This window comes from Streptomyces sp. NPDC048825 (genome assembly GCF_043198355.1).
Lineage (GTDB): Bacteria > Actinomycetota > Actinomycetes > Streptomycetales > Streptomycetaceae > Streptomyces > Streptomyces xiangluensis.
The window spans coordinates 325,927-340,476 of sequence record NZ_JBICUR010000001.1 but is presented as its reverse complement, the minus strand read 5'-3'; the positions used below and the strand labels follow the sequence as shown (position 1 = coordinate 340,476).

General features: G+C 70.6%; 9 protein-coding genes. 4 read left to right on the top strand and 5 right to left on the bottom strand.

The genetic code is table 11. The annotated features are described in order from the left end of the window. Positions 1–7: 7 nt before the first annotated feature. The 3 genes from ACGFNK_RS01555 to ACGFNK_RS01545 all read left to right on the top strand — a co-directional run bounded on the left by ACGFNK_RS01555 (position 8) and on the right by ACGFNK_RS01545 (position 4,799). On the top strand, positions 8–1,273 hold the full coding sequence (locus tag ACGFNK_RS01555) for an NAD(P)/FAD-dependent oxidoreductase (RefSeq protein ID WP_393410839.1): 1,266 nt from the start codon (positions 8–10) through the stop codon (positions 1,271–1,273). A gap of 157 nt (positions 1,274–1,430) precedes the next feature. Beyond that, a complete protein-coding gene (dnaG, locus tag ACGFNK_RS01550; protein ID WP_393410837.1) occupies positions 1,431–3,332 on the top strand; it encodes a DNA primase in 1,902 nt (633 codons plus the stop codon). A 126-nt stretch (positions 3,333–3,458) separates the two neighbouring features. Next, positions 3,459–4,799, top strand: a complete 1,341-nt coding sequence (locus ACGFNK_RS01545) for a sigma-70 family RNA polymerase sigma factor (protein WP_393410835.1) — start codon at positions 3,459–3,461, stop codon at positions 4,797–4,799. A 148-nt stretch (positions 4,800–4,947) separates the two neighbouring features. Here the strand turns inward: ACGFNK_RS01545 and ACGFNK_RS01540 are convergent, their stop codons facing one another. Continuing rightward, the gene (locus ACGFNK_RS01540; RefSeq protein ID WP_393410833.1) at positions 4,948–5,190 is read right to left on the bottom strand and encodes a hypothetical protein; all 243 of its coding nucleotides are present in this window, start codon (positions 5,188–5,190) and stop codon (positions 4,948–4,950) included. Between the two features lie 73 nt (positions 5,191–5,263). Between ACGFNK_RS01540 and ACGFNK_RS01535 the strand changes: the two genes are divergently transcribed. Then, positions 5,264–8,119 carry an AAA family ATPase gene (locus ACGFNK_RS01535; RefSeq protein WP_393410831.1) on the top strand — a complete coding sequence of 952 codons (2,856 nt, stop codon included), beginning with the start codon at positions 5,264–5,266 and terminating at the stop codon, positions 8,117–8,119. Between the two features lie 77 nt (positions 8,120–8,196). Here ACGFNK_RS01535 and ACGFNK_RS01530 read toward each other — a convergent pair whose 3' ends face one another. From ACGFNK_RS01530 to ACGFNK_RS01515, 4 genes are all read right to left on the bottom strand, one after another. Continuing rightward, positions 8,197–8,715 (bottom strand): hypothetical protein, encoded by a 519-nt coding sequence (locus ACGFNK_RS01530; RefSeq protein WP_393410829.1) that lies wholly within the window; start codon positions 8,713–8,715, stop codon positions 8,197–8,199. 461 nt (positions 8,716–9,176) lie between these two features. After that, positions 9,177–11,105: an ABC transporter ATP-binding protein gene (locus ACGFNK_RS01525; RefSeq protein WP_393410827.1), complete on the bottom strand. Its 1,929-nt coding sequence runs from the start codon at positions 11,103–11,105 to the stop codon at positions 9,177–9,179. Then, positions 11,105–12,838 (bottom strand): ABC transporter ATP-binding protein, encoded by a 1,734-nt coding sequence (locus tag ACGFNK_RS01520; protein ID WP_393410825.1) that lies wholly within the window; start codon positions 12,836–12,838, stop codon positions 11,105–11,107. The genes ACGFNK_RS01525 and ACGFNK_RS01520 overlap by 1 nt, the downstream gene beginning before the upstream one ends. A gap of 191 nt (positions 12,839–13,029) precedes the next feature. Continuing rightward, positions 13,030–14,481: an FGGY family carbohydrate kinase gene (locus tag ACGFNK_RS01515; protein WP_386355383.1), complete on the bottom strand. Its 1,452-nt coding sequence runs from the start codon at positions 14,479–14,481 to the stop codon at positions 13,030–13,032. Positions 14,482–14,550: the final 69 nt, after the last annotated feature.

The following is a 14,550-nucleotide window of genomic DNA, read 5'->3' as shown; positions in this document are numbered from 1 at the left end:
GCACCAAGTGGTCGACGCGGATCAGACATTCGTCATCGTCGGAGGAGGGCTGGCCGGTGCGAAGGCGGCCGAGACGCTCCGGACGGAGGGCTTCACCGGCCGCGTCATACTGATCTGTGACGAGCGTGACCACCCGTACGAGCGCCCCCCGCTGTCCAAGGGCTATCTGCTCGGCAAGGAGGAGCGCGACAGCGTTTTCGTGCACGAGCCCGCCTGGTACGCGCGCAACGACATCGAGCTGCATCTCGGCCAGACCGTCGACGCGATCGATCCGGCCGCGAAGACGGTCCGCTTCGGCGACGACGGCACGCTCGTGCGGTACGACAAGCTGCTGCTCGCGACCGGCGCCGAGCCCCGCCGCCTGGACATCCCGGGGACCGGCCTGGCCGGCGTCCACCATCTGCGCCGCCTGGCCCACGCCGAGCGCCTCAAGGGAGTCCTCGCCGCTCTCGGCCGCGACAACGGCCACATCGTCATCGCGGGCGCCGGCTGGATCGGCCTGGAGGTCGCGGCCGCGGCCCGCGAGTACGGCGCCGAGGTCACCGTCGTCGCGCCTCAGCCCACTCCGTTGTACGGCGTCTTCGGCCCCGAGATCGGGCAGATCTTCACCGATCTGCACGCCGAACGGGGCGTCCGTTTCCACTTCGGCACCCGGCTCACCGAGATCATCGGCCAGGACGGCATGGTCCTGGCCGCCCGCACGGAGGACGGCGAGGAACACCCCGCCCACGACGTGCTCGCCGCGATCGGCGCCGCCCCGCGCACCAGCCTCGCCGAGGCCGCGGGCCTCACCCTGGTCGACCGCTCGCAGGGCGGCGGCATCGCGGTCGACGAGCAGCTGCGCACCTCGGACCCCGACATCTACGCCGCCGGCGACGTGGCCGCCTTCCACCACGCCCTCTTCGACGTCCGGCTGCGCGTCGAGCACTGGGCCAACGCCCTCAACGGCGGACCGGCGGCGGCCCGATCGATGCTCGGCCGCGAGCTGACGTACGACAGGGTGCCCTATTTCTTCTCGGACCAGTACGACGTGGGGCTCGAGTACTCGGGCTGGGCGCCCCCCGGCTCGTACGACCAAGTGGTGATCCGGGGAGACGCGGGCAAGCGGCAGTTCATCGCCTTCTGGATGAAGGAGGGCCGGGTGCTCGCAGGGATGAACGTGAATGTGTGGGACGTCACGGAGCCGATCCAACAGCTGATCCGGTCAAGGGCCCAGGTGGGCATGGAGGCACTGGCGGACCCGCACGTTCCGCTGGACAGCCTGGTCTCGTGACCGTCGACGGTGCTCCACTGTCACACCGCCCCCGTGCTGCAATTCCCGGGGGCGCGTTGTCCATATGCGGCTACGCCGCGGGCCGGACCCCCGGCCGAGGGCCGAGAAGCCGCTCGCTCGCCTCAGGAGTGTCAGTTCTGCCCCGTAGAATCAACGCGTGGCCGGAAGGATCAACGACGAGGACGTGAAGGCGGTTCGGGACGCGGTTCCGATCGACGCCGTGGTGTCCGAGTACCTTCAGCTACGGAGCGCCGGCGGGGGCAACCTCAAGGGCCTGTGCCCGTTCCACGACGAGAAGTCGCCCTCCTTCCAGGTCAGCCCGAGCAAGGGGTTCTTCCACTGCTTCGGCTGCCAGGAGGGCGGCGACACCATCACGTTCGTGATGAAGATCGACCACCTCTCCTTCTCGGAGGCGGTCGAGCGCCTGGCCGCCCAGGCGGGCATCACGCTGCGGTACGAGGAGGGCGGCTACAACCCCTCCCACCAGCGCGGCGAGCGCATCCGCCTGGTCGAGGCCCACAAGATCGCCGCCCAGTTCTACGTCGAGCAGCTCGACACGAGCTCCGAGGCCGACACGGGCCGTAAGTTCCTCGCCGAGCGCGGCTTCGACCAGGCCGCCGCCGCCCACTTCGGCGTCGGCTACAGCCCCCAGGGCTGGGACCACCTCACCCGCTATCTGCGCGGCAAGGGCTTCACCGACAAGGAACTCCTCCTCTCCGGTCTCTCCCAGGAGGGCCGCCGCGGCCCCATCGACCGCTTCCGCGGCCGGCTGATGTGGCCGATCCGCGACATCGGCGGCGAGGTCGTCGGCTTCGGCGCGCGGAAGCTGTACGAGACGGACAACGGCCCCAAGTACCTGAACACACCCGACACGGCGATCTACCGGAAGTCCCAGGTCCTGTACGGGATCGACCTCGCGAAGAGGGACATCGCCAAGACCAGCAGAGCCGTCGTGGTCGAGGGCTACACCGATGTGATGGCCTGTCACCTCGCCGGTGTCACCACCGCCATCGCGACCTGCGGCACGGCCTTCGGCGGCGAGCACATCAAGATCCTCCGCCGGCTGCTGATGGACAACGGCAGCGCGCGCGTCATCTTCACCTTCGACGGCGACGCAGCCGGCCAGAAGGCGGCCCTGCGCGCCTTCGAGGACGACCAGAAGTTCGCCGCCGAGACGTACATCGCCATCGCACCGGACGGCATGGACCCCTGCGAGCTGCGCCTGGCGAAGGGCGACGAGGCGGTCGCCGACCTGGCCGAACCCCGCACCCCGCTCTTCGAGTTCGCGCTCCGTCAGATCGTCGCGCGCTACGACCTCGAAACCCCCGCGGGCCGTGCTGCCGCCCTGGACGAGGCGGCGCCCATCGTGGCCCGCATCAAGAACAGCGGCGCCCAGCACGAGGTCGCCGTACAGCTTGCGGGCATGCTCGGCATCCTGGACACACAATTCGTGGTCAAGCGGGTGGCCCAGCTCGCGCGCTGGGCCCGGGACCGAGGCGGCAGGGGCCCGGCGCCGACGCCCGGCCGCGTGGCCCAGTACGACATGGCACCCCGCCAGGCCCCCTCGGGCCCCGCCCTCAACCTCCGCAACCCCGTATACGCCACCGAGCGCGAGCTGCTCAAGCTCGCCCTCCAGCGTCCCGAGCTGGTCTCCCCGGCCTTCGACGCGTACGGGGTCGACGAGTTCACCGCCCCGCCGTACGCGGCCGTGCGCCAGGCGATCATGGACGCGGGCGGCGCGGAGTACGGCGTCCAGGACCCCCAGGAGTATCTGGTCCGGGTCCGCGAGACCGCCCCCGACAACGCGGTCCGCGCCATGGTCACGGAGCTGGCCGTAGAGGCGATCATGCGCAAGTCCGTCGACGAGCTGTACGCGGGCGATCAGCTGGTCATGGTGCGCCGCCGCGCGGTCGACCGCCGCATCCAGGAGGTCCAGGGCACCCTCGCCCGCGCCAGCGCCCAGGGCGACCCGGCCCAGCTGGCCGCCGTACAGAACGAGTTGTGGGTGCTCCAGCAGTACGGCCAGGCCTTGCGCGAACGGGGCACGGAAGCACTCTGACCGGGCCTTGCGCCCTCGTTGTGACTCCTTCGTACGTGTGGGTAACCACCCGGTCACAGACCGGCTTCAAAAAGTCACCGCACGCCCCTCGTGGCGAGGATGTGTCGTACTCCACACTGGGTTCCGGTGCCTGAGTCCTCGGAGCGCGGCCGACCCGAACGCGACGGGTCCTCCATCCCCGCGGTTCCGCTCAACGTGTACGGGACGGATGGCGGCGCGGCCGCCGAGTCCGTTCGCGAAGTACCGCTGCCGTACGCCTCAGCAGCGATCACCCTGGAGGTCGCCCCCGTGCAGACCCAGACCCTGACCCAGACCGACAACACGACGGACGCGAAGGCGGACGTCATCCCGGCGGTTCCGCAACAGAGCCGTGTCGCGCACCATCCCGAAACCGAGTCGCAGGGCCCGCCGCCCGATCTCGACGAACCGCCCGTCGGTGCCGTAGGGGCAGCCGTCCCCACAGCTGCCGGTACGGCGGTCGAGACGGAGGCCCCCGAGCCGCCGCCCATGGAGACGCTGCCGCCCCGTGGCCGTACCGCCGACACCAGTGGCCCTTCCTCGGACCTGTTCCGCCAGTACCTGCGGGAGATAGGCCGTATTCCCCTGCTCACCGCCGCCGAGGAGGTCGAGCTCGCGCGCCGCGTCGAGGCGGGCCTCTTCGCCGAGGAGAAGCTGGCGCGCACCCCGGCTCCGGAACTGGCCAGCCAACTCGCCCTCGACCTCGACAAGTTGGTGGTCATGGGGCGGATGGCCAAGCGCCGCCTCATCGAGGCCAACCTGCGGCTCGTGGTCTCGGTGGCGAAGCGCTACGTGGGGCGCGGGCTCACCATGCTCGACCTCGTCCAGGAGGGAAACCTGGGCCTGATCAGGGCCGTCGAGAAATTCGACTACGCCCGCGGGTACAAGTTCTCGACATACGCGACCTGGTGGATCCGGCAGGCCATGTCCCGGGCCCTCGCCGACCAGGCCCGGACCATACGAGTCCCCGTCCACGTAGTCGAGTTGATCAACCGTGTCGTCCGCGTGCAGCGCCGCATGCTCCAGGAGCGCGGCTACGAGCCGACCCCCGAGGAGGTCGCCGGCCAGCTCGATCTGCCCAGCGAGCGGGTCAGCGAAGTCCTGCGCCTGGCCCAGGAACCCGTGTCCCTGCACGCCCCCGTGGGCGAGGAGGACGACGTCGCGCTGGGCGACCTGATCGAGGACGGCGACGCGACGTCTCCGGTGGAGTCGGCGGCGTTCCTGCTCCTCCGGGAGCACCTGGAGGCGGTGCTGTCGACGCTGGGCGAGCGGGAACGCAAGGTCGTCCAACTCCGCTACGGCCTCGCGGACGGGCGTCCGCGTACGCTGGAGGAGATCGGCCGCATCTTCGGCGTCACGCGGGAGCGCATCCGCCAGATCGAGTCGAAGACCCTCAACAAGCTCCGGGACCATGCGTTCGCGGACCAGTTGCGGGGTTACTTGGACTGAGGGCTTGTTCCGCCCCCGCCGCCCCTACCCGTCCCATTCCTGGGGCGCAGCCCCAGACCCCGCCCCGGGGCTGTGCCCGTGGACCGTGCTGGGGGCTGAGGAAGGCTCAACTCCCTGGCCGTAGAAGGATGATCCATGGCGCGCCTCCTCACGGAATGGGTACGTCGTCGACGGGGCTGGCCCGCGTCCGCTCGGCCACGAACTCCGGCAGCAAGGTCAGCGCCGCCGCCGAACTGTCGGCCTCGACGTCCCACCAGAGTTCGTGCCCCCCTCGGGCGCAGCTGCCCGTGGCGACACCGTGGCGGAGCGGGCTGGCGAAGCCGCGCCAGCTTGCGAACGCGGCCGGACACTCGGCGGGGGTGTGCCGGTGGTGGAGTCGGTATCGCGTCATGCCCGGGATGCTCCGCCGCCGGGATCGTCGCAACATCGGGGTAATCCGCCACTTTGGCCAATACCGTGTCCGTATGTCTTTCGTGGGGCGGGACCGGACTCTGGCCGAGATCGACGGCGCCCTGGCCGGCTTGTCCGCCGTCCGGCCCCCGGCATTCGCCCTCTCGGGGGAGCCGGGGATCGGCAAGACCCGGCTGCTGACCGAGCTCGCCGCCCGTGCCGACGCCCGCGGCTGTCTCGTTCTCGAGGGCCGTGCGGCGGAGTTCGAGCGGGACACGCCGTTCGCCGTGTTCGTCGACGCGCTCGACGACTACCTGGCGGGAGCCGGGGCGCGGGCGCTGCAACTGCTCAACGCCTCCACCGTCGCCCACCTGGCCACGGCCTTCCCGGCCGTGACGGCGCCGGCGCAGGAGCCGGTCGCGGTGCTGCAGGCGGAGAGGTATCGCATCCACCGCGCCGTGCGCTCGCTGCTCGACGCGCTCGCGGTGTCCGCGCCTGTCGTGCTCGTCCTCGACGACATGCACTGGGCCGATGAGGCGTCGGCCGAGCTGTTCGCCCACCTGCTGACTCATCCCCCGTCCCGGCAGGTGCTTGTCGCGACGGCCTACCGCCCCGCGCAGCTCGGCGACCGGATACGGGCCGCGCTGGAGCGTGGCGTGGTCCATGAGATCGGCGTCGCGCCGCTCTCGCGCGCCGACGCGGAGCGGTTGCTGGGGGACGCGGTCCGTCCCGATGCGGTGGAGGCCCTGTACGCCGAGTCCGGAGGCAACCCCTTCTATCTGATCGAGCTCGCGCGTGACGGGCGCGTGCGCCCCGTGGCGCCTCGGCCCGAGGGCGATGTCCCACCCGCGGTGAGCACCGCGATCGACCGGGAGATCGCCGAACTGCCCGCCGAGGCACGGCTGCTGGCCCAGGGCGGGGCGGTGGCCGGCGAGCCCTTCCTCATCGACGCGGCCGCGACCGCGGCGGGGTCGACCACCGAGGCGGCGCTGTCGGCGATCGACCAGTTGCTCACCGGCGGGCTGGTGGTGCGGACCGACGTACCCGGCCGGTTCCGGTTCCGGCATCCCGTAGTGCGCCGCGCGGTGTACGAGTCGGCCGGTGCGGGCTGGCGGATCGCCGCACATCGACGGCTGGCAGCGGCGCTGCGCGATCAGGGCGCCTCCCCGGTCGACCAGGCGCACCATGTGGCTGCCGCGGCCGAGCCCGGCGACACCGCGGCGATCGACGTCCTCGCCTCAGCCGGACATGCCCTCAGCGTGTACGCCCCTGCCATCGCCGCCGACCGGTTCGAGGCGGCGTTGCGTCTGCTGCCGCACGGGGATCAGCGACGAGTGGACTTGCTGGTGCCGCTGGCCACCGCTCTCGGCGGCAGCGGGCGGTTGCACGAGAGTCGCAGCAGGCTCGACGAGGCGCTCGCCCTCCTGCCTCCTCAGGCGGCCGCTCCGCGCGCCGGGCTGACGGCGTTCTGCGCGGCGATCGAGCACCTGATCGGCGAGCACGCCGCCGCGCACGGCCGGCTCGTCGACACGCTCACGACGTTGCCGGACCGCAACTCGGCCGAGGCGGCAACGCTGTTGGCCGAGCTGGCCGCCGACGCCCTCTGGCGCTCGGACTGGTCGCAGATGGGCGCCTGGACCAACGAGGCGTGCGAGGTGGCGCGAGCGGTGGGCGCGCGCCCGGTGGAAGCGCAAGGCCTCGCGCTCCGCGCCTGGGCGGAGTTCGGCACCGGGCGGATCCCCTCCGCCTTGACGCTGCTCGACGACGCCGAGGCGATGGTCGACGCCCTGCCGGACGCCGAGCTGGCCGGACAGTTCGGCGCGACCTTCTACCTGGCCCGGGCGGCCTTCATGCTGGAGCGGTACGAGTCAGCTGTACGGCATGCGGACCGCGGACTGGCACTGGGCCGGGCAACCGGGCAGGGGGAGCTGTTTCTCTCCCTGCTGACCGCCAAGAGCGCCGGACTTCGCATGCTCGGGCGGCTACGGGAGGCCGACGAGGCGGACCGGGCCGCAGTCGAGGGCGCGCGGCTCATCGGCCACGATCAGGTGCTTGCCCTCGCGCTCCTCGACCGGGTCGCGTCAGCGACCGCGGCCGGGGACCTGGAGCTGGCCGCCTCGGCCGGGGAGGAGGCGTACGCCCTCTCCGCCCGCCTGGGCACAAGCCCGGCATCCGTCGTGATCGGGTTCCTCTTCGGTGAAGTGCTGCTCGCCTCGGGACAACCGGACCGGAGCGTCACCATCGCGCTGGAGGGCCTCGGCGACCCGGACGGCGACTCGTTCGCGGCGGGCGGACGGTCGAATTCCTGGAGCCTGTTGGCACGGGCGGAGGCCGAGCGCGGCCGCCTCGCCGAGGCACAGAAATGGATCGACCGCCTGGACGGATCGGTGTCGGCCCTCGAACCGCTGGGCTTACCGCGTTGCCAGACCGAGTACGCACGTGGGCACGTCCTGCTCGCTTCGGGTGATCCGGAGGCCGCGGTACGGGCCGCCATGGCCGCGGCGGAGTCGGCCGACCGGATCCGGGCCCGCGTCGAGGCCGGCCGCGCCCGGCTCCTCGCCGGTCGGGCGCTGGGCGCCGCCGGTGACCGGGACGGGGCGATCGCGTTGCTGGAGCAGGCTCGGACGGAGTTCGAGGAGTACGACGCCCGGCGGTATCACGACCAGACCGTGCAGGAGTTGCGTCGGCTCGGCAGGCGCATCGGTCGCGGTGGCCGGCGCGCGGCCGGCGACGAAGGGTTCGAGGCGCTCAGTGAACGCGAGCGGGAAATCGCCGAGTTGGTCGCCGAGGGCCGGACCAACAAGGAGATCGGCGACGCGCTCCTCATCTCCACCCGTACCGTCGAGCGCCATCTGTCCCACATCTTCGGCAAGCTCGGCGTCTCCTCGCGCGCCGGGCTCGGCTCGGTGGTCGAGCGAGCCCGACGGTGAGACGCCGTCGGCCGAACTCCCCTGCCGGGTGACGGAGTTCGGTCGGCGGCGGCCGGCGCCCGCTCGCTGCACGGAGATCAGCAGGAGCCGGCGGGGTTCCATTCGGCGAACATGCCGGCCGGGTTGTGCTGCCAGACCCACACATGCAGGGTGTAGTGCACCGGCATGTCGGGGCCGTGGCCCTCCACCGGCCCGTCGAAGGGCTGGCCGAACAGATACGGCCGGTCGTCGTCGGTCGCCGTGTCCTGGTCGGCGTCGATCACGATGTACTCCACGGCCACCAGCTTGCGGCTGCCGTCCGCGCCGGGCTGGTAGAGCAGGGCCTGCGGTTTGCGCGCATCGAGAGGGCCCTCGAAGTTCGCCGGGTTGACGTCGTGGTAGCCCATCGCCCCTTCGGGACTCTCCGCGCAGAACTCGAGGCCAGGGATGTAGCCGTCGGCCACGGCCTTGTCCTCGTTGTGGTACGCGGCGGTGGCGGCCCGCACCGCCGCCAGATCGTCGTTCACGCCCTCCGCCGACGCCGAGCCTGTCCAGACCGCGGGCGACGCGGCTCCCAGCGCGAGTGCCATCCCCCAGGCCGCTGCTCTCTTGTTCATGTCCCCTCCTGTGACGTGGTGTCAACAACGCGTCCGAGAGTGGCCGGTGTCATGACGCCCCAACATCCGGGAAGTCCGCCATTCACACGCCCGTGCCGGGTTGGGCGACCCGACGTCCCGAGCGGCGCAGTCCGGCATGCGCATCCGCAGTGGGCCACCGGCAAGCCCCTCCCCCCGTCCGGGCACAGGCGGTCACGACCCGCCGACACCAATCCCCTTGTGAGCGAGGTGCAGACGGCTCGTACAGCAAGATCGGTTACACAGGGGGCCAGGGGCGTAACCTCAGTTGGGCCCCAGGGGCAACGCCCCCTGGCGGGGTCCGGGGCGGCGACCCGGTGGGTCTGGGGCGGAGCCCCGGGGGATCCGGGGCACAGCCCAGTGGGGGCTGGGCCGAGCCCCAAGGATGGGACGGACAGGGGAGGCGGGGGCGAAGAGACCCGCGAGCACCCCTCCCGCACGTCTCAATCCACCTCCACCACCGCCTGCGCGAACTGCGCCTTGTACAGCCGGGCATACGCCCCACCCGCCCCCAACAACTCCTCGTGAGCCCCCTGCTCCACAATCGCCCCGTTCTCCATCACCAAAATCGTGTCCGCATCCCGGATCGTCGACAACCGATGCGCGATCACAAACGACGTCCGCCCATGCGCCAGCTTCGCCATCGCCTTCTGGATCAGCACCTCGGTGCGGGTGTCGACCGAGCTCGTCGCCTCGTCCAGCACCAGGATCACCGGATCGGACAGGAACGCCCGCGCGATCGTGATCAGCTGCTTCTCACCCGCGCTCACCCCCGACCCCTCGTCATCGATCACGGTGTCGTAGCCATCCGGCAACGTACGGATGAACCGGTCCGCATGAGCGGCTCGCGCCGCCTCCTCGATCTCCCCGCGCGTCACCTCGCGAGAGGCCCCGTACGCGATGTTCTCCGCGATCGTCCCCCCGAACAGCCAGGTGTCCTGGAGCACCATCCCGATCCCGGCCCGGAGTTCGTCGCGGGACATCTTCGCGATGTCGACACCGTCGAGCGTGATCCGCCCACCGGTTACCTCGTAGAACCGCATCAGCAGATTCACCAGTGTCGTCTTGCCCGCCCCCGTCGGGCCCACGATGGCGACCGTGTTGCCGGGCTCGACCTTCAGGGACAAGTCCTCGATGAGCGGCTTCTCGGGGTCGTAGCGGAAGGAGACGTTCTCCAGCGCGACCCGCCCCCGCACTTCCTCCGGCCGAACCCCGGGCACGGGATCCGCCTCCTGCTCCTCCGCGTCGAGCAGCTCGAAGATGCGTTCCGCCGACGCGATCCCCGACTGCACGAGGTTCGCCATCGACGCGACCTGGGTGAGCGGCATCGAGAACTGCCGCGAGTACTGGATGAAGGCCTGCACATCGCCGATCGACAGCGCGCCGGATGCGACTCGCAGCCCGCCGACCACCGCCACCAGCACATAGTTGAGGTTCGACACGAACATCATCAGCGGCTGCATGACCCCGCTGTTGAACTGCGCCTTGAACCCGGCCTCGTACAACTTCTCGTTCTGCTCCGCGAACTGCGCCGCCGACTCGTCCTGCCGCCCGAAGACCTTGACGAGCGTGTGCCCGGTGTACATCTCCTCGATGTGCGCGTTGAGCTTGCCGGTGGACCGCCACTGCTGCACGAAGTGCGGCTGCGAGCGCTTGCCGACCCATCTGGCGACGACGTACGACAGGGGCACCGTCACCAGCGCGACCAGCGCCAGCAGCGGCGACACCCAGAACATCATCGCCAGTACGCCGACGATGGTGAGCAGCGAGTTGACGAGCTGCCCCAGCGACTGCTGAAGCGTCTGACCGATGTTGTCGATGTCGTTGGTCGCCCGGCTGAGCACCTCACCGCGCTGCCGCTGGTCGAAGTACGACAGCGGCAGCCGCGACAGCTTCGTCTGCACGTCCTCCCGCATCCGGTACACGGTCATGTTGACGGCCCGGTTGACCAGCCGCGTCGCCACGGCCATCAGTAGCCCGGCCGCCGCGAACGCCAGCAGCGCGAACCCCAGCACTTCACCGACCGCGGTGAAGTCGATGCCCTTGCCCGGCGTGAAATCCGTACCGGAGAGCATGTCGGCCATACCGCCGTCACCACGCTCCCGCATGGACTCCAGCACCTCGGCCTTCGTGGCGCCCTCGGGCATCCCCCGTCCGACGACCCCCGCGAAGACCAGGTCGGTCGCGCGCCCGAGGATCCACGGGCCCAGCACAGACAGGCCCACACTCAGGACGACGGCGAGCAACATCCCGTACATCGTGGCCCGTTCGGGCCTGAACTGCGCGAGCAGCCGTTTCCCGGATCCCTTGAAGTCCATCGACTGCTGGTCGGGGCCGCCCCCGGCCATCATCCGCCCCATGGGCCCGGCCATCAGGCTGCCTCCGCTTCCGTCAGCTGGGAGAGCACGATCTCCCGGTAGCACTCGTTGTCCGCCATCAGTTCGTGGTGGCGGCCCGTCCCCACGACCCGCCCCTCGTCGAGTACGACGATCCGGTCGGCGTCACGGATGGTCGACACGCGTTGCGCGACGATCACGACGGTCGCCTCGGCGGTCTCCCGCGCCAGCGCCGTACGCAGGGCCGCGTCCGTCGCGTAGTCGAGCGCGGAGAACGAGTCGTCGAAGAGGTAGATCTCCGGGCGCTGTACGAGGGTCCGTGCGATGGCGAGGCGCTGCCGCTGACCACCCGACACATTGGTGCCGCCCTGCGCGATGGGTGAGTCGAGCCCGTTCTCCAGCCGCTGAACGAAGTCCTTGGCCTGCGCCACCTCCAGCGCGTGCCACAGCTCCTCGTCGGTCGCGTCGGGATTCCCGTACCGCAGGTTCGTGGCCACCGTGCCCGCGAAGAGATACGGCTTCTGCGGTACGAGGCCCACGGTCCGCGCGAGCAGTCGCGCATCGAGGGTCCGTACGTCCACGCCGTCGACGAGGACCTCACCGTCCGTGGCGTCGAACAGGCGCGGGACCAGCCCGAGAAGCGTCGACTTGCCGCTGCCGGTCGACCCGATCACGGCGGTCGTCTCACCGGGCTGCGCCACCAGGTCGATGGACTTCAACACCGGCTCCTCGGCACCCGGGTAACGGAAACCGGCCTCACGGACCTCCAGATGACCATGCCGCCGCAGTTCCCGTACAGGAGCCTTCGGAGGCACAACACTGCTCCTCGTGTCCAGGACCTCCTGGATGCGCTCGGCGCAGACCTCGGCGCGCGGCACCATCATGAACATGAAGGTGGCCATCATCACGGCCATCACGATCTGCATCAGATAGGCGAGGAACGCGGTCAGCGCGCCGATCTGCATCCCGCCGCTGTCGATGCGGTGCGCGCCGAACCACACCACCGCGATCGACGAGACGTTCACCACCGTCATGACGATCGGGAACATCAGCGCCAGAATCCGCCCGGTGCCCAGCGACACCTCGGTGAGGTCGACGTTGGCCTTACGGAAGCGCTCCTCCTCGTAGGGGTCCCGGACGAAGGCGCGGATGACGCGGTTGCCGGTGATCTGCTCGCGCAGCACCCGGTTCACGTTGTCGAGCCGCTCCTGCATGGTGCGGAACAGCGGACGCAGCCGCCGCACGATCAACGTCACGCTGATGCCGAGGACGGGCACCACGGCGACGAGCACTCCGGACAGCTGTACGTCCAGACCGAGCGCCATGACGATGCCGCCCACGCACATGATCGGCGCCGACACCATCAGCGTGAACGTCATCAGCGCCAGCATCTGCACCTGCTGCACATCGTTCGTGGTGCGGGTGATCAGCGACGGCGCCCCGAAGTGGCCGACCTCACGTGCGGAGAACGACTGCACCCGGTCGAAGACACCGGCCCGGATGTCCCGGCCGACCGCCGAGGCCGTACGGGCGCCGTAGTAGACGGCGCCGATGTTGCAGACGACCTGCGCCAGCGAGACACCGATCATCACCGCGCCGAAGGACAGGATGTAGCCGGTGTCGCCCTTCACGACACCGTCGTCGATGATGTCCGCGTTCAGGGTGGGCAGATAGAGGGTGGCGCAGGTCTGGAGGAACTGCAGCAGCACCAGTAAGGCGATGGCCTTCTTGTACGGCCTGAGATGGGCACGCAGGAGTCGTATGAGCACGCTGGTCTCTCGGAGTCGGCGACAGGGGTGAGTGGTGACGCACCACGCCTCATCGTCGAGCATTCCACCGGCGTTACCCCAACCAATTAAGCCAACAGCCTTTCAAGAACCTCCCAAGGCGTCCGGAACGCCCGACTCCGGCGTTCTGCGGTGATCGCTCCGGGCGCGCGGCCGTCGGTCGGGGTGCCCGTTCAGAGCACGACGGCGCCCGGGTGGGTCTGGTCCCGCACCGACGTGTACTGCTGCCGCACCGCCGCCCCCACCGCCACCTCGTCGCCAGGGTCCAGGATCTGCGCGGTCGCACCCTGCCAGACGGGCGGCTGCCGCGGGTCCAAGGTGCCCTGCGAGGCGCCGAGCGCCCAGGCGGCCTGCCGCGCCGCGCCGATCGCCGCGTAGTCGGCGGACTGCGGCACCACGACCTGCACACCGAGCAACGAGGGCGCGCAGGCCTGCACGGCAGGCAGCTCGGCGGCCGGACCCAGCAGAAAGATCCGCCGCACCTCAACGCCCCGACGGCGCAGTACGTCCAGCGCGTCCGTGAGCCCGCACAGCATGCCCTCGAACGCGGCCCGCGCCAGATGCTCGGGCCGCATCGACTCCCGCCGCAGCCCTGCCAGCGTCCCCGCCACATGCGGCAGAGAGGGCGTCCGCTCACCTTCCAGATACGGCAGCAGCACGAGGCCATGGGCGCCCGGCGTCGACTTCATCGCCAGGTCCGACAGGCTCTCCAGGTCGGGCAGGCCGAGGAGTTCGGCACTCCCGCGCAGCACCCGTACGGCATTCAGTGTGGTGACGACCGGCAGATGCATGCCCGTCGCATCCGCCAGCGAGGTGATCATCCCGGACGGATCGACCAGCGCCTCGTGGTGTACGGCCATCACGGACCCGGAGGCGCCGAGCGACACCACCGCGTCCCCGAGCCCGATGCCCAGGCCGAACGCCGCGGCCATCGTCTCGCCCGTCCCCGCCGAGATCAGCAGCCCTTCGGGCGTCGTCCCCGCGGCCTCCGCCGGACCGAGCACATCGGGCAACAGGGCCTGATGCCCGAGCGCCAGCTCGACCAGATCCGGCCGGTACGCACCGTTCACCGCGCTCCAGTACCCCGTACTGGAGGCATCGCCCCGGTCCGTGGTCCGGCGGGCCGGTCTGCCGAGCAGCTGCCACACCAGCCAGTCGTGCGCCTGCATGAGCATGGCCGTCCGCAGCGCGGCGTCCGGCTCGTTCTTGACCATCCAGCGCAGCTTCGTCACCGGCTGCGCCGCCCCCGGCACCGTGCCCACGGCCTGCGCCCAGGCCTCCCGGCCACCGAGCGCGTCGACCAGTTCGGCGGCGCAGACCTGCGCCCGCTTGTCCCCGCCGACCAGCGCCGGGCGCACCGTGTTGCCCTGCGTGTCCAGCGGAATGAGCGCGTTCTGCTGCGCGGAGACGCCGATGGCCTGCACACCTTCGAGCAGCCCGCCGCCCGCCGCCTCGCCCAGGGACAGCAGCCAGGCCTGCGGGTCGACGTCCGAAGGCCGACCGCCCTCGGCGCCGTCGAGCGGATGCGGAGCGTACCCCTGCCTGAGCACGGTTCCGCTGTCCGCGTCGCAGACGACGATGCGAGTGAAATCGGGCGAACTGTCCAGCCCGGCGACTATCCCCATGGCGGAAATTCTGCCGTACCGCCGGAGCCCACCGCGCCGCTCTGCCGGAGGCGCTCGTACCGCTTGTGC